Here is a 20,047-nt window from a genome sequence, read left to right as displayed (position 1 = left end):
TGCAGCAATATGCAGACGAAATAACGTGCCGGTGTGATCGATGTGCGACATCGTGTCACGAACGCTCGTATCATTTATTTATTCTTTAAAATCAAACGCATAAAAATAGGGCGCAAACTTTTTAGGCACTCCCTTCAAATATTGATACGGGTTTTCCCTAGTGCGCAGTGTGTATCTCCGCTAAAATTGCTTTTGCGGTGCACCACGCCGCTCGACCAAAAGGAGAACCCGACCATGAACTTGACTACACCCCGCGCTGCTGAGCCGATCGTTGCGCATGATCGTTTGATGCAGCCAGCCGGTCGTGCGCCTGCTCTGGTCCGCGAACTCACCGCAGTCGACCGCGAACGCCTGCTCACCCACTTCCTCGCGCTCGACGAAGACGACCGGCTCCTGCGCTTCGGCCAGATCGTGCCGGACCACGTCATCGAAAACTATGTTCGTGCGATCGACTTCAAGCGCGACACCGTCTTCGGCGTCTTCAACAATCAATTGGAGTTGACCGGCGTCGGCCACCTGGCTTATCTGCCGGCCGAAGGCGACAAGCGCACGGCCGAGTTCGGCGTGTCCGTGCTGGAAAGCGTCCGCGGCCAGGGCATCGGCTCGAAGCTGTTCGAGCGCGCCGCCATTCGCAGCCGCAATACGCACGTCGGCATGCTGTACATGCACTGCCTGTCGCGCAATTCGACCATGATGCATATCGCGAAGAAGGCAGGCATGAAGATCGAATATGCCTACGGTGAGGCAGACGCGTACCTCACGCTGTCGCCGGCGGATCAATCGAGCATCATCACGGAAATGCTGCAGGAACAGGCCGCCGTGTTCGACTACGCGCTCAAGCGGCAAGCGTGTCGCACGTCGAAGCTGTTCGAGTCGTTCATGCCGACGGCTGTCGCAGCCTGAGAACACCAAGCTTCAGCAAGAACAAAGGGCGGCCACGTGGCCGCCCTTTTTGTTTGCATCCGCCCGCCGCCTCGCGCGGGACGCTTACCTCACAAGATCGGCAGCGCGGTCGTCTCCTTAAACTTTTCCAGCGAGAAGCTCGATTTCACGTCGATTACCGACGGATGGTGCAGCAACTGGTCCTGCACGAAGCGTGAAAAGTGCGCCATGTCTTTCACCTGGACGCGCAGCAAATAATCCATGTCGCCGGTCATTGCGTGACATGCCACCACTTCAGGCCACGTCTGCACCGCCGCGCGAAACAGATCCGCATGAGTAGCGTCGCCGCGCGAACTGAGCGCCGGACCGCCGCGCTTTTCCAATCGCACATTCACGTAGGCAAGCAAATCGAGCCCAAGCTGCTGCGCATCGAGCAGCGCCACATAGCCGCGTATCACGCCGCTTTCTTCCAGCCGGCGGATACGCCGAAGACACGGACTGGGCGAAAGATTGATGCGCTCGGCGATCTCCTGATTCGACAGCCGGCCATTCTCCTGAAGAATCGCCAGAATCCGCCTATCGATGGCGTCTATCTCTATATTGGCCATTTTCTGCCATCCATTCGCAATGTTGAGCTAGAAACTAGCGTCAGCGTATCGACGGACGATTAAATTCGCAAGTTTTCGCCGCAGACAGGCCTTTACACTTGCGTCATTCAGTCGCGCAATGGCTCATTCGGCTCGCGCTCATCAGGAGACAGACAATGCAAGTTTCAACCTGGGAAAATCCGCTCGGCACCGACGGCTTCGAGTTCATCGAATACACCGCGCCGGATCCGAAGGCGCTCGGCAAGCTCTTCGAGCAGATGGGCTTCACCGCCGTTGCGCGGCATCGCCATAAAGATGTGACGCTGTATCGCCAAGGGGAAATCAACTTCATCGTCAACGGCGAGCCGGATTCGTTCGCGCAACGCTTCACGCGTTTGCACGGCCCTTCGATCTGCGCGATTGCTTTCCGGGTTCAGGACGCCGCCAAGGCGTACAAGCAAGCAGTGGAAAAAGGCGCCTGGGGCTTCGACAACAAGACCGGCCCGATGGAATTGAACATTCCGGCGATCAAAGGCATTGGCGACTCGCTGATCTATTTCGTCGACCGCTGGCGCGGCAAGAACGGCGCCGAGCCGAACAGTATCGGCAACATCGACATTTACGACGTCGACTTCGAACCCATTGCGGGCGCGAACCCGAATCCGGTCGGCCACGGCCTGACCTACATCGACCACCTGACACACAACGTGCATCGCGGCCGCATGCAGGAATGGGCGGAGTTCTACGAGCGCCTGTTCAACTTCCGCGAAGTGCGTTATTTCGACATCGAAGGCAAGGTGACGGGCGTGAAGTCGAAGGCGATGACCTCGCCGTGCGGCAAGATCCGCATCCCGATCAACGAAGAAGGTTCGGAAACCGCCGGCCAGATTCAGGAATATCTCGACGCGTACCACGGCGAAGGCATTCAGCACATTGCCCTCGGCAGCAACGACATCTACCGCACGGTGGACGGCTTGCGCGCATCGAACATCTCGCTGCTCGACACGATCGACACGTATTACGAGCTGGTGGATCGCCGCGTGCCGAATCATGGCGAGCCGCTCGACGAGTTGCGCAAGCGCAAGATCCTGATCGACGGCGCGCCCGACGATCTGCTGCTGCAGATTTTCACCGAAAACCAGATCGGTCCGATCTTCTTCGAGATCATTCAGCGCAAGGGGAATCAGGGCTTCGGCGAGGGCAACTTCAAGGCACTGTTCGAATCGATCGAACTGGATCAGATTCGCCGTGGTGTGGTGCAAGACAAAGTCTGACAGCGTGCGCCGCTTCACCAGAGCGGATGCGTGATGCGTAGACCCAATTGAAAAGGGCGAAGATCTCACGATCTTCGCCCTTTTCGTTGGCGCCGTTGTCTCAAGCGAAACCTTTATGGCTTGACGCAACAACGGCGGGTTACTCAACCGACACACCGCATGCGCGGCGTATCACGAATTCTTGTCTTCCCCGTCGGACTCGATGGATCGCGTGACGCTGCTCATGGCAATCCGTGCGGGCGCGACCTGCGCCGTACGGGTTACCGCGTTCGACAGCGCCCCTGCACTGCCCGAATTCGAGCGCACCGGCGCGCTCATGGCGAAAAATGCTGCCGAAACCATCAGGAAGGTCTGGATGTTTCTCGTGTTCATGCGTACTCCTTTTCTGACTGCCCTGTTGTCGTGAAGCTCCACCGAATGCGGAGCGTTGCGCGGACATTGCTCACAGGTGGGGGTTAGACAGACATTTTGCGCACGGTTCCGCAGATTTGTAGTTTTTACAGCTTGTTACAGGCAGTCGCGAGAGCGGTACGCGAGCGAACAGCGAGCCCGCGCGCCGACATTCGCGACAAAAGCGGAAGCCACGTTCTTCCTAGGCTGCGGCGGGTTTTCACCAGTGCTACCATCACTTAAAACACGTCAATATGACGGCCCCGGCCCTACGCATTCACAAGATGCCGCGGCCCAAAAAAGTTTTGGTGATCCCAAACTGGTTGGAGGAGTACACATAATGAACGCCCCGCTAGACGCAGGTCAGCGAGCCTCGCTCGAAGCCGCGCTATCTTCCGTCACGCTCGACGACAAATACACCCTCGAACGCGGCCGCGCGTATATGAGCGGCATCCAGGCGCTGGTGCGTCTGCCGATGTTGCAGCAGGAACGCGACCGGGCCGCCGGGCTCAACACCGCCGGCTTCATCTCCGGTTACCGTGGATCGCCGCTCGGCGGGCTCGACCAATCCCTGTGGAAGGCGAAACAGCATCTCGCCGCGCATCAGGTCGTGTTCCAGCCAGGCGTCAACGAAGACCTCGCGGCCACCGCCGTTTGGGGTTCGCAGCAGGTCAATCTGTACCCGAGCGCCAAATACGACGGCGTGTTCTCGATGTGGTACGGCAAAGGCCCAGGCGTCGACCGTTCCGGCGACGTCTTCAAGCATGGCAACTCGGCCGGCTCGGCGCGCAACGGCGGCGTTCTCGTCCTTGCCGGCGACGACCACGCCGCAAAATCCTCCACGCTCGCGCACCAGTCCGAACACATTTTCAAGGCGTGCGGCCTGCCGGTTCTGTTCCCGTCAAACGTGCAGGAATATCTCGACTTCGGCCTGCACGGCTGGGCAATGAGCCGCTATTCCGGTCTGTGGGTCGCGATGAAATGCGTGACCGATGTGGTCGAGTCGTCGGCCTCGGTCGACATCGATCCACATCGCACCAAGATCATCCTGCCGGAAGACTTCGCGATGCCCGAGGGCGGCTTGAATATCCGCTGGCCGGATCCGCCGCTCGTGCAGGAAGCGCGTCTGCTCGACTACAAGTGGTATGCAGCGCTCGCCTACGTGCGGGCCAACAAGCTCGACCGCGTCGAAATCGATTCGCCGCATGCGCGCTTCGGCATCATGACCGGCGGCAAGGCGTATCTCGACGTGCGTCAGGCGCTGACCGACCTCGGCCTCGACGACGAAACCTGCTCGCGCATCGGCATCCGTCTGTACAAGGTCGGCTGCGTGTGGCCGCTCGAAGCGCAAGGCGCGCAGGCGTTCGCGCGCGGCCTCGACGAAATTCTGGTGGTCGAAGAAAAGCGCCAGATTCTCGAATACGCGATCAAGGAAGAACTGTACAACTGGCCCGACGCGCAGCGTCCGCGCGTGTTCGGCAAGTTCGACGAGAAAGACGGTGCGGGCGGCGAATGGTCGGTGCCGATGGGCAACTGGCTGCTGCCGGCGCACTACGAACTCTCGCCGGCGATCATCGCCAAGGCAATCGCTACGCGGCTCGACAAGTTCGACCTGCCGTCGGACGTGCGCGCTCGCATCGCCACGCGTATCGCGGTGATCGAAGCCAAGGAAAAAGCGCTGGCGCGCCCGCGCGTCGAAGCCGAACGCAAGCCGTGGTTCTGCTCGGGCTGTCCGCACAACACGTCGACCAACGTGCCGGAAGGCTCGCGCGCGATGGCCGGCATCGGCTGCCATTACATGACGGTGTGGATGGACCGCAGCACCAGCACGTTCAGCCAGATGGGCGGCGAAGGCGTGGCGTGGATCGGCCAGGCGCCGTTCAGCAACGACAAGCACGTGTTCGCCAATCTCGGCGACGGCACCTACTTCCACTCCGGCCTGCTGGCGATTCGCGCGGCGATCGCGTCGAAGGCCAACATCACCTACAAGATTCTCTATAACGACGCGGTCGCCATGACCGGCGGCCAGCCGGTCGACGGCGTGCTGACCGTGCCGCAGATCACGCACCAACTCGCCGCCGAAGGCGCGACGAAAATCGTGATCGTCACCGACGAGCCGGAGAAGTACTCAGCGAACGTCGGCCTCGCGCCGGGCATCGACATTCATCATCGCGACAAGCTCGACGAAGTACAGCGCCAACTGCGCGAAGTGTCCGGCACGACGATCCTGATCTACGACCAGACTTGCGCGACGGAGAAACGCCGCCGCAGGAAACGCGGCACGTATCCGGACCCGGCGCGCCGCATCGTGATCAACGAGGCCGTGTGCGAAGGCTGCGGCGATTGCTCGGTGAAGTCGAATTGCCTGTCGGTCGAGCCGCTCGATACCGAGTACGGCACGAAGCGCCAGATCAATCAGTCCACCTGCAACAAGGACTTCTCGTGCGTGAACGGTTTCTGCCCGAGCTTCGTCTCAGTTGAAGGCGGTCAGTTGCGCAAGCCGAAGGCCGCCTCCGGTGTCGCGGGCGACGCGATGCCGCTGGTGCCGGAACCCGAATTGCCGTCGATGGAGCGGCCGTACGGCGTGCTGGTGACGGGCGTCGGCGGCACGGGTGTCGTGACGATCGGCGCGCTGCTCGGCATGGCCGCGCATCTGGAGAACAAGGGCGTCACTGTGCTCGACGTCACCGGGCTCGCGCAGAAAGGCGGCGCCGTGATGAGCCACGTGCAGATCGCGAAGAATCCGGCCGACATCCACGCAACCCGTATCGCCATGGGCGAAGCGAGTCTCGTGATCGGCTGCGATGCGATCGTCACGGCCAGCGACGAATGCGTGTCGCGCATGCAGGCCGGCCGCACGCGCGTCGTGTTGAACAGCGCGCATACGCCGACCGCCGAACTCATCAAGAACCCGAACTGGCGCTTCCCGGGCAGCAGCACGGAAGCCGACGTGCGCGCCGCCGCGGGCGACGACGGTGTCGATACGGTCGACGCGAATCACTTCGCGGTCGCGCTGCTCGGCGACGCGATCTATACGAACCCGTTCGTGCTCGGCTACGCATGGCAACGCGGCTGGGTGCCGCTCACGTATCAGTCGCTGATGCGCGCTATTGAGTTGAACAACGTGCAGGTCGAGAAGAACCGCGCGGCGTTCGAATGGGGTCGCCGTGCCGCGCACGATCTGGCCGGCGTTCGCAAGCTCGCGCAATCGCAAGGACGTGGTGCGGCAGCGGAAACGACAAGCAGCAAGATCATCTCGCTGCACACGCCGAAGGCGCTCGACACGCTGATCGACAAACGCGCCGAGTATCTCACCGCGTGGCAGAACAGCGCGTATGCCGACCGTTATCGCGCGCTGGTGTCGCAAGTGCGTGCAGCGGAGTCGGCGCTCGATTCTATCGACGGCCAATTGCCGTTGACCGAGGCAGTCGCGAAGAACCTGCACAAGCTGATGGCCTACAAGGACGAGTACGAAGTCGCGCGTTTGTACAGCGATCCGGCGTTCATCGAAAAGTTGAAGGCAAATTTCGAAGGCGACTGGAAGCTGCACATTCACCTCGCGCCGCCGACGTTCTCGAAGAAAGACACCAAGGGTCATCTGGTGAAGAAGAAGTACGGCCCGTGGGTTTTCAGCGCGATGCACGTGCTAGCCCGCTTCAAGTTCCTGCGCGGCACCGCGCTCGATGTGTTCGGCAAGACGGAAGAGCGTCGTACCGAACGTGCGTTGATCGGCGAGTATGAGACGCTGGTGCGCGAACTGATCGCCGGCCTGACTGCGCAGAATCGCGAGTTGGCCATCGAACTGGCGAATCTGCCGGACGGCATCCGCGGCTATGGTCACGTGAAGGAAAACAACCTGAAGGGCGTGCGCGTCAAATGGAACGAGTTGCTCGCGCGGTGGCGTTCGCCTGAGGCCGGCACGACGCAACACGCGGCATGATCGTAATGGCTTGACCGGCTCGCTGGTCTGAAAACAGAAAGGCGGCTGTCCTCGCGGACAGTCGCCTTTTTTATGTGCTGTGCTGTGAAACGTGACGCGCGAAGCTGGTGCAACGACAGCGCCAATAAAAAAGCCACGGAAACGACATCCGTGGCTTTCTCGCAGATTCGTCGCGACGCCTCGACGAGAGGCGCCGCTCCGATTCTCAAAGCATCCGCATTACTTCGCGTTCACTGCCTTGCGTGCGTTGGCCGAAGCCACTGCCGTCATGTTGATGATCCGGCGCACGGTCGCTGCCGGCGTCAGGATGTGCACCGGCTTTTCCGCGCCCAGCAGGAACGGGCCGACCGTCACGCCTTCGCCGCCGATCATCTTCAGCAGGTTGTACGTGATGTTCGCCGCTTCCACATTCGGCATGATCAGCAGGTTGGCTTCGCCGGTCAGCGTCGTGCCCGGGAACGCAGCCTTGCGCACCGCTTCCGACAGTGCCGCATCGCCATGCATCTCACCGTCGATCTCGAGCGAGGGCGCACGTTCGGTAATCAGCTTGCGAGCCGCCGCCATACGTTGCGACGACGACGACGGTGCGCTGCCGAAGTTCGAGTTCGACAGCAGCGCCACCTTCGGCGTGATACCGAACTTCTCCATCTCACCCGCGGCCAGCATCGTCATGTCGGCGAGTTGCTCGGCGGTCGGCGTTTCGTTCACGTACGTATCGCAGATGAACAGATTGCGGCCCGGCAGCATCAGCAGATTCATCGCGGCGAAGTTCTGCACGTTGTCCGCCTTGCCCAGAACCTGCTCGATGAACTTCAGATGCGCGTGGTATTGGCCGATCATGCCGCAGATCATGCCGTCCGCTTCGCCAAGGCGCACGAGGATCGCGCCGATCAGCGTGTTGAACTTGCGCATTGCGGCCTTCGCCACGTCCGGCGTCACGCCTTCGCGCGCGCCAAGTTCGTGATAAGCCTGCCAGGATTTCTGATAGCGCGGATCGTCTTCCGGGTCGACGATTTCGAAGTCGTCGCCGCACTTGAGCTTCGAGCCCATCTTCTTCAGACGCATCTCGATCACCGACGGACGGCCGACCAGAATCGGCTTGGCGATCTTTTCCAGCAGCACGAATTGCGCGGCTCGCAGTACGCGCTCGTCTTCACCTTCGGCGAACACGATACGCGCCGGTTCCGACTTGGCGGCCGCGAACACCGGACGCATCACCATGCCCGTGCGATACACCGTCGTGCCGAGTTCTTCGCGATACGCGTCCATGTCCTTGATCGGACGGGTCGCGACGCCCGAATCCATCGCCGCTTGCGCGACAGCCGGCGCGATCTTGATGATCAGGCGCGGGTCGAACGGCTTCGGAATCAGATACTCGGGGCCGAATTCCAGCGAGTGGCCTTCGTATGCCTTCGCGACTTCATCGCCCTGATCGGTTTCTTCGGCCAGTTCGGCAATCGCGCGCACGCAGGCGAGCTTCATTTCTTCCGTGATCGTGGTGGCGCCGACATCCAGCGCGCCGCGGAAGATGAACGGGAAGCACAACACGTTGTTGACCTGGTTCGGATAGTCCGAACGGCCGGTCGCGATGATGCAGTCCGGGCGAACCTTCTTGGCGTCTTCCGGGCGAATCTCCGGTTCCGGATTGGCCAGCGCGAGAATCAGCGGTTGCGTGCCCATTTCGGCAACCATCTCCGGCTTGAGCACGCCGGCGCTCGAGCAGCCGAGGAACACATCGGCGCCGCGGATCGCGTCAGCCAGCGTGCGTGCCTCGGTGTTCGCCGCGTAACGTTCCTTCGAGGGATCGAGGTTGCCGCGGCCTTCGTAGATCACGCCCTTGGAGTCGGTGACGAGAACGTTCTTCTTCGACAGGCCCAGGTTCACCAGCAGGTCCAGACACGCAATCGCGGCGGCGCCCGCGCCCGAACACACCAGCTTCACTTCGTCGAGCTTCTTGCCCACCACTTTCAGGCCGTTCAGGATCGCCGCCGAAGCGATGATCGCGGTGCCGTGCTGATCGTCGTGGAAGACCGGAATCTTCATACGCTCGCGCAGCTTCTTCTCGATGTAGAAGCACTCGGGCGCCTTGATGTCTTCGAGGTTGATGCCGCCGAGCGTGGGCTCCAGCATCGCGATGGCTTCGACCAGCTTGTCCGGATCGGACTCGGCGAGTTCGATGTCGAACACGTCGATGCCCGCGAACTTCTTGAACAGGCAACCCTTGCCTTCCATCACCGGCTTCGCGGCGAGCGGACCGATGTTGCCGAGGCCGAGCACGGCGGTGCCATTCGTGATCACGCCGACCAGGTTGCCGCGCGAGGTGTACTTCTGCGCGTCGAGCGGCTCGTCGTAGATCGCCATACAGGCCGCGGCGACGCCCGGCGAGTAAGCCAGCGACAGATCGAGCTGGTTCGATAGCGGCTTGGTGGGCGTGACCGAAATCTTGCCGGGTTTCGGATTCTGGTGGTATGCGAGAGCGCTTTGCTTAAGTTGTTCGTCCATTTTTTGGCCTGCGAGACGTAAGTAATTGGGCCCGGCACACCGCACCGTCAGCGTCGCGTGCATCTATCGAATGGATAATCGATTGAGGCGGTTTTCGCTTGCGCCGGTTGGGCGCCGCGTCGAACCTCGCCGGAGGACAGGACGATGCGGAGTGCTTCGCGGGTCGGTTAGTGTACACCCCGAACGAGACGATGCACTGACCGGTTAACCATGCTCACCATCGGCGAAACAGCGCGTACGCATTGCTGCGGCGCCGCATTCGACGGCCTCGTTGCGGCTTGTCATTCGCAGGTCATGGACCGGCCGTTCGCACTCACTCGAGCTCGGCGCCGCGTCGTTCGGGAATCAGGAATAGTGTCGCGAAGATGTCGAGCAGGTAAATCGAGGCGAGCAAAGCGAGCGCCGCGCCGAACGAATAGCGCGCGGCCAAGGCGCCCACCACCACCGGTCCGAAACCGCCCACCGCGCGGCCCGCATTGAACAGCACGTTCTGCGCAGTGGCGCGCGCATCGGTCGGATAAAGCTCGGAGATCAGCGCACCGTAACCGCCGATCATGCCGTTGACGAAGACGCCCATCGCCGCCCCGCCTATCAGTAGCGCCGTCGGCGTGCTCAGGTGAGCGTAGACGAACACCATCACCATCGCGCCCGCCTGATAGAACAGGAATGTCGGCTTGCGGCCGAAGCGGTCGGCGGCGATGCCGAACAGCCAGATGCCGCACGCCATGCCGAGAATTGTCGCGGCGGTCCACAGTCCGGATTTGGTCAGCGAATAGCCGAAGGTTTTGGACAGATAGCTCGGCAGCCAGATCATCAGACCGTAATAGCCAAAGTTCTGGACCGAACAGAGAATCGCCACGCCAATGCTCGCGCGCGTGGTGCGACGGTCCGCCACCAGCATTTTCAACGGCGGCTTGCGCATGCCGCGCGCCACGCGCTCGGTAAAGAGCGCCGGTTCTTCGACGCGGCGCCGCACGAAGAACGACACCACCGCCGGCAACAGGCCGAGCGCAAACATGCCGCGCCAGCCGATCACGGGCAACAGCATCGGCGTCAGCAATGCCGCCGCCAACACGCCGAGTTGCCACCCCAAGCCGACATACGACGACACGCGCGCCCGCTGCGACGCCGGCCACGCTTCGGCCACCAGCGTCATACCGATGCCGAACTCGCCGCCGAGCCCGATTCCGGCAATGGTCCGGTAGGCCAGCAGATCGGCATAGCCTTGCGCCAGCGCGCACAAGCCGGTGAACACGGCAAAGATCAGAATCGTCCAAGTCAGCATGCGCACGCGGCCAAAATAGTCGCTCAGCACGCCGAAGATCAACCCGCCCGCCACCGCGCCGATCAGCGTCCAGGTGACGAGCGAGCCGGCCTGCGCCGAACTCAGATGCAGATCGGCGGCAATCACTGGCAGCATGAAGCCGAGGATCAGCAGATCGAAGCCGTCCATCGCGTAGCCGAGCACCGAGGCGATCAACGCCCGGCCGGCATAGCCATTTCTCACGGATGCGCGGGCTTCGGCGGCGGAGGGAGCAAGGTTCATTGAAAGCATTCCGTAGGTCGAATGGGCGGCAACGGCGGCAAGCGCCCAAGAAATTCGCGTGAGTGTAAAGGCGCCCCCAACGGCCCACAAGCGAACCAAAAAGCACTCGTCGAGGCGAGCGCCCAACGCGGCCCGTCGGTCCCCGGCAAGCTCGCGCGAGGCGTCCGTTATGACCGTCATTCGCCGCCGCCACGCACGAGAGGCTCCTCGGAAGGGCCTGTTTCGGGTAAAATGTCGGCCTACGCGCGCAGCAAAAACCGGCCTGCACTCCACTGACCGGCCGCGTATTCCGCCCAGCATGGCGCGGAATACCACGCTTGCTGCGCCACCGGGCCCCGCGCCCGCTTCTCCTCGCTCACACCCAAGGATCCGCCCATGACAGGCTTCGATCGCCAGACGATCTCCGACACGACCGCCAAAATGCTGCTCGAAGTGCAAGCCGTGCACTTCAACGCGGAGAAACCGTACATTTTCACGTCCGGCTGGGCGAGCCCGGTTTATATCGATTGCCGCAAGCTGATCTCGTATCCGCGCGTGCGCCGCGGCCTGATGGAAATGGCCGAGACCACGATCCTGCGCGACGTCGGCTATGAGCAGATCGACGCCGTCGCCGGCGGCGAAACTGCCGGCATCCCGTTCGCGGCATGGCTGTCCGATCGCCTGATGGTGCCCATGCAATACGTGCGCAAGAAGCCGAAGGGTTTCGGCCGTAACGCGCAGATCGAAGGCCTGCTGACCGAAGGTCAACGCGTGCTGCTGGTCGAAGACCTGACCACGGACAGCCGCAGCAAGATCAACTTCATCAACGCGCTGCGCACCGCCGGCGCCACGGTGAACCACTGCTTCGTGCTGTTCCACTACAACATCTTCAAGGAAAGCGTGTCGGTGCTGAAAGACATCGACGTCGATCTGCACGCGCTTGCCACGTGGTGGGACGTGTTGCGCGTCGCGAAGGAAAACAAGTACTTCGACACCAAGACGCTCGACGAAGTGGAAAAATTCCTGCACGCACCGGCCGAATGGTCGGCGGCGCACGGCGGCGCAACCTCGACGCCGCAGTAAGCTTCGCCGCCTCGCGCGGATCGAATAAAAAGGGCGCCTGTCTTAACGACAGGCGCCCTTTTCTATTTTTGCCTTAGGCCTCGCGTGCGACCTTAAGACGCTCCGCTGTTGTCTTCGGTGGAATGCGACGACAGGTTCAGCAAGCCATTGCTCTGCGCGTACTGGAACAGTTCGGAATCCCGTTCGATACCGAGCTTGCGCATGGCGGTGTTCTTCTGCGTGCTGATGGTCTTGATGCTGCGGTTGAGGTGCTCCGAGATTTCCTTGATCGTCATGCCCGACACGAACAGGCGCACCACTTCCAACTCGCGTTTCGACAACATCACTTCGTCGTTCTTGCCACCCGCATTCATGCGCAATGTATCGAGCGAGGCTTTCACCGACGGGCTCATATATTCCAGGTTGCGGCTGACGTGCTGCACCGCGAGCCCGATGTGGCTGAGATCGTCCGACTTGTTGACGACGGATGTGACGCCGAGTTCGCTCAGCCGCTTGAGCAACGCAGCGTTCTCGAGCATCGTCAGGACGACGATGGGAAGCTTGGGAAAATTGCGGCGCAGATAGCCGATCAGCGGCAGACCGTCGCCGTATTGACCGCCGGGCATTGCCAGATCCGTGACGAGCACGTCGCAGGCAATGGTCTGCAGCACCTTGATCAACTCGGTTGACTGCCGCGCACGCGCGACGACCTGTAGACCGGGAAACTTGAGCAAAGCCTGTTCGGCGCCGAACAAAATAACCGGATGGTCGTCAGCGACCACAACCCTGACTGGATCTTGCATTGCCCTCCCCTCGACAGATGAACCACTCTGCAAAACTTCCGACATGTCTTATGTATTCTAGATGCTGAAACGGGTAAGGGCGCGGGCTGCCTCCGCGCGGAAAATTCCTCCGACTATAGCCGATTCTGGTCTGCAAATTCCACCAGGCGGCAACAATGATGCGTCGTAGAGCTAATGTTAGACTTGGATCGACCTTGAGGCACAAAATAGGGACAATAACCATCGCGAGGATAACCGCCTCGCGCCCTCACAGGAGAACCGGCACATGCGCTCGCGTTGCCTGGTTGTTTCGATTGCTTCGCCGTTCCGCCGTCTGCCGTCGTTCCCCTGCGCCATGCTGGGCCTCGCACTTTTGGCTGCGCATGGGCCTCATGCTCTTGCCGAAGGCGCGTTTGCGCTGACCAGCGCGAGCTTCCACGCGGGCGGCACCGTGGCGGACGCTCAAGTTTTCAATCAGGACGACTGCAAAGGCGGCAACCGCTCACCGCAGCTTTCGTGGCACGACGCGCCGCCCGGCACGCGCGGCTTCGCGATCACCATGTTCGATCAGGATGCGCCGGGCCGCGGCTGGTGGCACTGGTCGGTGGCGGGCATTCCCGCCACGGTCAACAGCTTGCCGGAAAACGCCAGTTCTTCCGGCTTCCTCAGCAAACTCGGCGCGGTCGAAGCACGCAACGACTTCGATACCGACGGCTATGGCGGTCCCTGTCCGCCGCCGGGCAAGCCGCATCGCTACATCATCACCGTTTATGCACTCAGCACCGTCGACCTGCGCCTTGCCCAAGGCCGTCCCGCGCTGATGTTCGATCATGAGATCGGCACCGCCACGCTCGGCTTTGCGCGGATGGTGGTCAATTACGGGCGCTGATTGCGCGCTCGCGGCACAGCCGGTCGCATGCAAACTGCGCCGCCGCGGCTGGCGTACGGCTTGCGTCGTATTGCCGCCCGCGCGGGAATTCTGTCATCGGCGCACGCTAAGGTGCGGCCTGGCAGGGTGCGGCGTGCTCACCGCCGCGGGTGCGCACCACTGCCGTGCTCGACCCATCCTCTTTCACTTTGCTGGAGCGTCTCATGTCGAAGATCGTCATCGTCTATCACAGCGGCTACGGCCACACGAAAAAAGCCGCCGAGTCCGTGCTGGCTGGCGCCCTCGAAGCCGGCGCGGACGCGAAACTGTTGCCGGTCGGCGAGATCGACGATGCAGCATGGGCCGAACTGGCCGCGGCCGACGCCATCATCTTCGGCGCGCCGACCTACATGGGCGGCCCTTCCGCCGACTTCAAGAAATTCGCCGATGCAAGTTCGAAGCCGTGGCTCGAGCAGGCGTGGAAGGACAAGATCGCGGCCGGCTTCACCAACTCCGCGACCATGAACGGCGACAAGTTCTCGACGATCCAGTACTTCGTCACGCTGGCCATGCAGCACGGCATGATCTGGGCAGGCACCGGCATGATGCCGTCCAACACCAAGGCGGCGACTCGCAACGACCTGAACTATGTGGGCGGCTCGACCGGCCTGCTCACCCAGTCACCGGCCGACGCTTCGCCAGAAGAAGCGCCGCCCACCGGCGATCTCGAAACAGCGCGGATGTTCGGCGCACGCGTGGCCGCGGTCACGGCGCGCTGGATCGCCGCGGCCCACTGAGGCCCGGACTGCCGCGATCCGGCCGGCATCGGCTTGCATCTACCGCACAACAGGTCACGCCGATGTCATGTTCGGCGCGCATCGTCGTTTTTTCACCCCTTTTGCGCGTCCGGCGTCATCACGTCATAAAATGACGTTCCGGCGCGGTGTCGCGCCCCGTTTCCAGCAAGCCAGTGAGAGCGAGATGAGCACGAAAGTTTTTGTCGACGGACAGGAAGGCACGACCGGACTGAAGATTTTTGAATACCTGTCGCAACGCGCCGACGTAAAGATCCTGCGTATCGAAGAAGCGAAGCGCAAGGACCTCGAAGAGCGCCGTCGTCTCATCAACGCGTCGGACGTCACGTTCCTGTGCCTGCCGGATGTCGCCTCGCGCGAATCCGCTTCGCTGGTCCAGAACGACCGCACCGTGCTGATCGATGCCAGCACCGCGTTCCGCACGTCCGCCGACTGGGCTTACGGCCTGCCCGAACTGGCCCGCTCGCAACGCGAGCGTCTGCGCACGGCGAAACGCATTGCCGTGCCGGGCTGCCATGCTTCGGCCTTCGTGCTCGCCATGCGCCCGCTGGTCGAGGCCGGCGTGGTGGCGCCCGAGTTCGCTGCACACGCTTACTCGATCACCGGCTACAGCGGCGGCGGCAAGAAAATGATTGCCGACTACGAAGCCGGCGGCAACGACAAGCTCAAGAGCCCGCGTCCGTACGCGCTCGGTCTCACGCACAAGCATCTGCCGGAAATGGCCGCGCATACCGGCCTGAAGTCGGCGCCGATCTTTACGCCGATCGTCGGCGATTTCTATAAGGGTCTCGCTGTCACCACCTTCTTCTCGCCAAACCAGTTGGCGAAGAAAGCCACGCCGCAGGACGTGCAGGCGCTGTTCGCCGAGTACTACGCGGGCGAGGCGTTCGTGAACGTCGCACTGTTCGACGCGGAAGCGAACCTCGACAGCGGCTTCTTCGACGTGCAGGCGAACAACGATACGAACCGGGTCGACCTGTTCGTATTCGGCAATGAAGAACGCTTCGTGACCGTCGCGCGTCTGGACAATCTGGGCAAGGGCGCGTCGGGCGCGGCGATCCAGTGCATGAACCTCGCGATCGGCGCCGCTGAGGAAAGCGGCTTGAAACGCTAATCAGGTTGCAATTGCGGACGGTAATTCGCCGTCAATCAATTGAAAGGCCGGTCTGCAGCAGACCGGCCTTTTTGTTTTAAATACGCACCATTCAAAATCCCCTTTCCGCGATTAATCAGTACTAGCCCGTATTTCTTAAAAAATAAAAATCGGACTATCCAACAATTCGCCGGTAATTCATTCCGAATATCGACGCAGGGCGCATAGTTTTCCGCCTAGGGAAACTCCGGATTTTTTCGCGAACGGTCGTTCGCAGATGATAGAGCCATTTTGCCCGAAGCCTTACCTGGAAAGGGAGTGCGAGGAAACAACGTTGCCGCCATTCAGGCCAAAAATCCTTTTCCGTTTAAAAGACCCGCAGACGTCCACGCGGTGCGCGTGCCCCAAAAATTGCGCTGTTTGAATCGGTCTTTTTAGACGGCTCATTCAATTGACAGCCATTATCCGCGCAGCGAAATTAGTTCGCACAATTACATGAAGGGAGACAGCTGCATGTCGCATGCCATTACTCGAGGCCTCGCGCTGGCCATTGCCACGGCCCCATTCCTGATCGCTTGCGGCGGCGGCAAGGCCGACAATCCAGGTCCGATCAACGCACCGCAATGTTCGGGCGCGAGTTGCGGCGTGCAAGGTCCGCCCGCCTCGGGCGCCGGCGCGGCAGCGTTGTGCCCGGCGACGGCCGACATCGTCAAGAGCACCTTCCTGGGTGGCGCGGGCAGCGGCGAAGTGGTGCAGCTGAACATTGACGCGACGGCGATGACGTACACGCTGAAGTGGCTCAAGTCGCCGATCCCGCTAACCAGCGCCGATGTCACGATCACGCGCGAAGGCACTCAGATTACCGGCGCGGTAATTCATCCGCCAACGGGCATGCTGCCGACCGCGGAGCAAACGCGTTGCGCATTCATTCTCGGCAAAGGCACCGGCACCGCGCCTGCCAACGGCACGACCTACACCACGCCCGACTTCGTCAATAACCCGAATCCGCCGATGATCCTGGTGGGCCAGGGCGTGGCCGGCGGCGGCATTCCGGGCGCGACCGTCGAGTACGACGGACTGACCATCATTCCTGGCATCATCGATCACGTCGGCGCAGTCCCGAACCGGCACTTCGATTTCTATCCGTTCCTCGGCTTCGCCAGCACGACGAACGACGTCACCAAGCTGGCCGGCACTTACAACGGTCTGCTGTATCACCTGGTGCCGTCGGGCTCGTACGCGGCGACGGCCACCAACACGGTCGAGACCTTCGACGCGGCCGGCAACTGCACGGGATCGAATCCGGCGAACGCAGCCTTTACGCCGAGTTCGAGCGGCTGCCTGACGACCGGCACGGCGTGGACCGCTAATAGCAGCGGTTACTTCGACAGCCAGAATGCACCGCAGATCGGCACGCAGCTCAAGCTGCCGCCGCTGAATCAGCCGAGCGGCGTGTCCGCGTCGGCGCACATGATTCTCGGCCAGGTGAACGGCGCCACGGTGCCGCTCGTGATCCGCACGGGCTCCGTGAATCTCGGCACCGCCCCGCTGCACCTTGACGCCAAGGTCGACGACGAATCCGGTATCGCGATGCTCGCCGCCGCCACACCGCTTGCCTCCGGCGGCTTCGACGGCGGCTACGTCGGTGCGGACTCCAACTTCAAATATACCGCGGCGTTGATCCAGGGCGGCGTCGGCACCTTCATCAATCCGTCGACTTCCGCTGGTGAAGACGGCTTCGGCCTCGGCTACGGTTTGCCGAGTCCGGGACTGGTCGGTGTCCAGCAGGCCAACGGTCAAAAGGGCCTCGCGATCTCGTCCGGCGGCCTGTATGCGATCGAGATCCAGGGAACCGTCAATGGCGGCGTAGCGCCGACGTCGCAACTCAGCAGCACGGCTTCGAGCGCGCCTTACTTCGGCATCGGAGCGCAAATCAGCAAGTAAATCACGCGAGTGAGCCGCGCAGGTAAGCCACAGCGGACCGGCAGTGGGCGGCATGAGAGACAAATAGCAAAAAGGTGGCGGGACTGGGAGCCGGCCACACACAACGAAAAAATTCTGGAGGCGGTATGAATTGGAGAATCCTTTCGGTGCTCGCTCTTGCAGCACCGTTGTTGGGGGCGTGCGGCGGCGGCGGCGGCGGCGACGGCCCGGTGACGGAAGTCCGTCTGTGTCCGGCGTCGCTGGACTACAGCACGGTGTTCACGGGCGGCGGCGGTGACGGCGAACTGGTCAAGCTGCAACTCGATACGACCAAGATGACCTGGCAGGTCAGCTACATCGAGTCGCCGATCCCGGCGACCACCGGTACGGTCGTCCCGACGCGCGCGGGCCAGACCGCCAGCGGCACACTGACTCAGGAAACCCTGCTGCCGACCAACAAGCTCAACCAGTGCGCGTTCCGCCTGAACGGCGCGAGTCTCGATCCGAATCGTCCGGCGCGGATTTTCGTCGGCGAAGGCGTGGCGGGCGGCACGATCCCGGGCGCGGAGATTTCGTTCGGCGGGATTCTTGGCGTGGGCGCCGTGCCCGATACCAAGTTCCCGTACTACCCGTTCATCGGCTTCTCGTCGATTGAAACGAATCTTGCGAATGTGGCCGGCACGTACAACCAGCTCGGCTATCACCAGGTGCCGTCGCAAAATTTCGCGCCGGTCGCGGTCGATTCGAAGATCACGATCAACGCGGACGGCACGTGGACCGAGTGCGACAACTCCGGCGTCAACGCGGGCAAGTGTCAGCAGCCGGGCAGCAACTTCGCGCCGGCGGCGGACGGCAGCGGCGCGTTCCAGACCAACAACTTGCTCGGCCAGGCTAAACCGACCCTCGCGGCGACCCCGGAAGCACGCGGCTACATGATCGTCGGCAAGCTGCGCAACCAGCTTGTGCCGATCCTGGTGCGAGCGGGCGCGGCGAACTCATCGGTGACGGTGCCGCAAAACGGCGCGCTCGGCCCGTACGCCGACGACGAATCAGGCATCTCGATTCTGTCGCCGCAAAGCGCGATCACGGTGAACTCGCAGAACGGGGAGTACATCGGCGTGGACAGCCAGTTCGACTACCGCACCACCGCGCTCGAAGGCACCGAGGCCACGCTGCTCGATCCATTCAACGCCTCGCAGGCATCGCTCGCGACGGCGCTGAATCTGGACTTCACGCAAGCGGTTCCGGGCGTGGTGACGACGACGCGAGTGGGCGCTTCCACCGGTACCACGCCGACCGGAAAGATGATCTTCACAGGTGGTGTGTTCGGCTACCTGGATCTGACCAACGCGGCCTCGCCGTACTTCACGATCGGCGCCTTCGTCCAGTAACGGACGCAGCACGCGCCGCCAATCCGCAACGTGGCGTTCGCGTCCCGGCTGCCGCGCAGTGTGACCGCGCGGCAGCTGGTGCCAAACGAATATGCAGCGCGCCGGCGTGGCCGGGAACCCGTCGCCGCTTGCTGCGCGCGATCGGCTTGAGCCGCGCCTCAGGAGGAACAAGATGAAAAAAATCTATTTCGCGTTACTGGCCGCTTGCCTGTCCGCCAGCGCGCACGCCCAGCATGCGGGCGACAACGTCGCCGTGCTCGGCTGGTTTCACGTGATGCCACAGGATTCGAGCTCGCCGCTCACCACCACCGTCGCGCCGACGCCGATCAACACGCCGCTGCGTCTGCCGAGTTCTTTCACGTCGCCCGGCACGAGTTTGTCGACCAACAGCGCCGACACCGTCGGCCTGGTGTTCAGCCACTACCTTACCGATCACATCGCCGTGACGACGGTGGCGGGCGTGCCGCCGGTCTTCAAGATCTACGGGCACGGCACCATCAAACCGCCGGGACCGGCCGGCGCGCTCGGCCAGCAGGATCTGGGCGATCCGCAGGCCAACCCGATCGTCAAGAGCGTGCGCCAGTGGAGTCCCGCGCTGCTGTTCCAGTACTACTTCAATGCCCCGACGGCGCATTTTCGGCCATTTGTCGGCATCGGCGTGTCCTATAACTGGTTCTCCGACGTTCAACTGAGTCAGAACTTCATCCAGTCGACGCAGAACAACCTCGGCGCGGTGCTGGCTGCCGGCGCGGGCAAGCCGGGGCAGACGCAGGTGTCGGCGAAAGCGTCGTCGTCATGGGCGCCGGTGTTCAACGCGGGCCTCGCGTACAACATCACCGACCACTGGGGTCTCGTGGCATCGGTCACCTATATTCCGCTGAAGACGACCTCGTCGGTCATCATCAAGGCGGCGGACGGCACGGAACTGGGCGTGTCGAAAGCGGAACTGAAGGCCGACCCGATCATTTCTTTCCTCGCCGTCTCGTACAAGTTCTAAGTTCGGTCCTGACGCA

At 62.2% G+C, this 20,047-nt stretch carries 15 protein-coding genes; 10 read left to right on the top strand and 5 right to left on the bottom strand.

Annotated features, from left to right (window positions below):
• Positions 1-234: 234 nt before the first annotated feature.
• Positions 235-903 (top strand): GNAT family N-acetyltransferase, encoded by a 669-nt coding sequence (locus B0G71_RS20535; protein WP_106286043.1) that lies wholly within the window; start codon positions 235-237, stop codon positions 901-903.
• A gap of 89 nt (positions 904-992) precedes the next feature.
• Here B0G71_RS20535 and B0G71_RS20530 read toward each other — a convergent pair whose 3' ends face one another.
• Positions 993-1,490 (bottom strand): Lrp/AsnC family transcriptional regulator, encoded by a 498-nt coding sequence (locus tag B0G71_RS20530; RefSeq protein ID WP_116143819.1) that lies wholly within the window; start codon positions 1,488-1,490, stop codon positions 993-995.
• Between the two features lie 155 nt (positions 1,491-1,645).
• Between B0G71_RS20530 and hppD the strand changes: the two genes are divergently transcribed.
• Positions 1,646-2,743, top strand: a complete 1,098-nt coding sequence (gene hppD / locus B0G71_RS20525; RefSeq protein WP_116143817.1) for a 4-hydroxyphenylpyruvate dioxygenase — start codon at positions 1,646-1,648, stop codon at positions 2,741-2,743.
• Between the two features lie 171 nt (positions 2,744-2,914).
• Here hppD and B0G71_RS20520 read toward each other — a convergent pair whose 3' ends face one another.
• Positions 2,915-3,115: a hypothetical protein gene (locus B0G71_RS20520; protein WP_106286046.1), complete on the bottom strand. Its 201-nt coding sequence runs from the start codon at positions 3,113-3,115 to the stop codon at positions 2,915-2,917.
• A gap of 358 nt (positions 3,116-3,473) precedes the next feature.
• Between B0G71_RS20520 and B0G71_RS20515 the strand changes: the two genes are divergently transcribed.
• Positions 3,474-7,073 (top strand): indolepyruvate ferredoxin oxidoreductase family protein, encoded by a 3,600-nt coding sequence (locus tag B0G71_RS20515; protein ID WP_116143815.1) that lies wholly within the window; start codon positions 3,474-3,476, stop codon positions 7,071-7,073.
• A gap of 219 nt (positions 7,074-7,292) precedes the next feature.
• On the opposite strand, the gene B0G71_RS20510 is transcribed toward B0G71_RS20515, so the two are convergent.
• Positions 7,293-9,575: an NADP-dependent malic enzyme gene (locus tag B0G71_RS20510; protein WP_106286048.1), complete on the bottom strand. Its 2,283-nt coding sequence runs from the start codon at positions 9,573-9,575 to the stop codon at positions 7,293-7,295.
• A gap of 313 nt (positions 9,576-9,888) precedes the next feature.
• Positions 9,889-11,121, bottom strand: coding sequence for an MFS transporter (locus B0G71_RS20505; RefSeq protein ID WP_116143813.1), 1,233 nt, complete (start codon positions 11,119-11,121; stop codon positions 9,889-9,891).
• A gap of 375 nt (positions 11,122-11,496) precedes the next feature.
• Between B0G71_RS20505 and B0G71_RS20500 the strand changes: the two genes are divergently transcribed.
• Complete coding sequence (locus B0G71_RS20500; protein ID WP_007179868.1) at positions 11,497-12,183, top strand: orotate phosphoribosyltransferase; 687 nt, start codon at positions 11,497-11,499, stop codon at positions 12,181-12,183.
• A gap of 92 nt (positions 12,184-12,275) precedes the next feature.
• On the opposite strand, the gene B0G71_RS20495 is transcribed toward B0G71_RS20500, so the two are convergent.
• Positions 12,276-12,965, bottom strand: a complete 690-nt coding sequence (locus B0G71_RS20495; protein ID WP_106286050.1) for a response regulator — start codon at positions 12,963-12,965, stop codon at positions 12,276-12,278.
• Between the two features lie 265 nt (positions 12,966-13,230).
• On the opposite strand from B0G71_RS20495, the gene B0G71_RS20490 reads away from it, so the two are divergent.
• The 6 genes from B0G71_RS20490 (at position 13,231) to B0G71_RS20465 (ending at position 20,031) form a co-directional block, all read left to right on the top strand.
• Entirely contained in the window at positions 13,231-13,833 is a 603-nt protein-coding gene (locus B0G71_RS20490) for a YbhB/YbcL family Raf kinase inhibitor-like protein (protein WP_116143811.1), read from the top strand.
• A 203-nt stretch (positions 13,834-14,036) separates the two neighbouring features.
• The gene (locus B0G71_RS20485) at positions 14,037-14,609 is read left to right on the top strand and encodes a flavodoxin family protein (RefSeq protein WP_116143809.1); all 573 of its coding nucleotides are present in this window, start codon (positions 14,037-14,039) and stop codon (positions 14,607-14,609) included.
• A gap of 184 nt (positions 14,610-14,793) precedes the next feature.
• Positions 14,794-15,741, top strand: coding sequence for an N-acetyl-gamma-glutamyl-phosphate reductase (gene argC, locus B0G71_RS20480; protein ID WP_116148744.1), 948 nt, complete (start codon positions 14,794-14,796; stop codon positions 15,739-15,741).
• A gap of 492 nt (positions 15,742-16,233) precedes the next feature.
• Complete coding sequence (locus B0G71_RS20475; RefSeq protein WP_116143807.1) at positions 16,234-17,664, top strand: DUF2957 domain-containing protein; 1,431 nt, start codon at positions 16,234-16,236, stop codon at positions 17,662-17,664.
• A gap of 125 nt (positions 17,665-17,789) precedes the next feature.
• On the top strand, positions 17,790-19,034 hold the full coding sequence (locus tag B0G71_RS20470) for a DUF2957 domain-containing protein (protein WP_116143805.1): 1,245 nt from the start codon (positions 17,790-17,792) through the stop codon (positions 19,032-19,034).
• Between the two features lie 172 nt (positions 19,035-19,206).
• Positions 19,207-20,031 (top strand): OmpW family protein, encoded by an 825-nt coding sequence (locus tag B0G71_RS20465; protein WP_116119658.1) that lies wholly within the window; start codon positions 19,207-19,209, stop codon positions 20,029-20,031.
• The last annotated feature ends 16 nt before the right edge of the window (positions 20,032-20,047 follow it).

The organism is Paraburkholderia sp. BL27I4N3 (genome assembly GCF_003386115.1).
Lineage (GTDB): Bacteria > Pseudomonadota > Gammaproteobacteria > Burkholderiales > Burkholderiaceae > Paraburkholderia.
Note: the sequence above shows the minus strand (reverse complement) of the source record. Positions and strands in the feature narration are given on the sequence as shown.

What these genes read in the sequence shown, in the direction of transcription:
- B0G71_RS20535 (WP_106286043.1), top strand. Translation starts at nt 235, where the DNA reads ATGAACTTGACTACACCCCGCGCTGCTGAGCCGATCGTTGCGCATGAT.
- B0G71_RS20530 (WP_116143819.1), bottom strand. Translation starts at nt 1,490, where the DNA reads ATGGCCAATATAGAGATAGACGCCATCGATAGGCGGATTCTGGCGATT.
- hppD (WP_116143817.1), top strand. Translation starts at nt 1,646, where the DNA reads ATGCAAGTTTCAACCTGGGAAAATCCGCTCGGCACCGACGGCTTCGAG.
- B0G71_RS20520 (WP_106286046.1), bottom strand. Translation starts at nt 3,115, where the DNA reads ATGAACACGAGAAACATCCAGACCTTCCTGATGGTTTCGGCAGCATTT.
- B0G71_RS20515 (WP_116143815.1), top strand. Translation starts at nt 3,474, where the DNA reads ATGAACGCCCCGCTAGACGCAGGTCAGCGAGCCTCGCTCGAAGCCGCG.
- B0G71_RS20510 (WP_106286048.1), bottom strand. Translation starts at nt 9,575, where the DNA reads ATGGACGAACAACTTAAGCAAAGCGCTCTCGCATACCACCAGAATCCG.
- B0G71_RS20505 (WP_116143813.1), bottom strand. Translation starts at nt 11,121, where the DNA reads ATGAACCTTGCTCCCTCCGCCGCCGAAGCCCGCGCATCCGTGAGAAAT.
- B0G71_RS20500 (WP_007179868.1), top strand. Translation starts at nt 11,497, where the DNA reads ATGACAGGCTTCGATCGCCAGACGATCTCCGACACGACCGCCAAAATG.
- B0G71_RS20495 (WP_106286050.1), bottom strand. Translation starts at nt 12,965, where the DNA reads ATGCAAGATCCAGTCAGGGTTGTGGTCGCTGACGACCATCCGGTTATT.
- B0G71_RS20490 (WP_116143811.1), top strand. Translation starts at nt 13,231, where the DNA reads ATGCGCTCGCGTTGCCTGGTTGTTTCGATTGCTTCGCCGTTCCGCCGT.
- B0G71_RS20485 (WP_116143809.1), top strand. Translation starts at nt 14,037, where the DNA reads ATGTCGAAGATCGTCATCGTCTATCACAGCGGCTACGGCCACACGAAA.
- argC (WP_116148744.1), top strand. Translation starts at nt 14,794, where the DNA reads ATGAGCACGAAAGTTTTTGTCGACGGACAGGAAGGCACGACCGGACTG.
- B0G71_RS20475 (WP_116143807.1), top strand. Translation starts at nt 16,234, where the DNA reads ATGTCGCATGCCATTACTCGAGGCCTCGCGCTGGCCATTGCCACGGCC.
- B0G71_RS20470 (WP_116143805.1), top strand. Translation starts at nt 17,790, where the DNA reads ATGAATTGGAGAATCCTTTCGGTGCTCGCTCTTGCAGCACCGTTGTTG.
- B0G71_RS20465 (WP_116119658.1), top strand. Translation starts at nt 19,207, where the DNA reads ATGAAAAAAATCTATTTCGCGTTACTGGCCGCTTGCCTGTCCGCCAGC.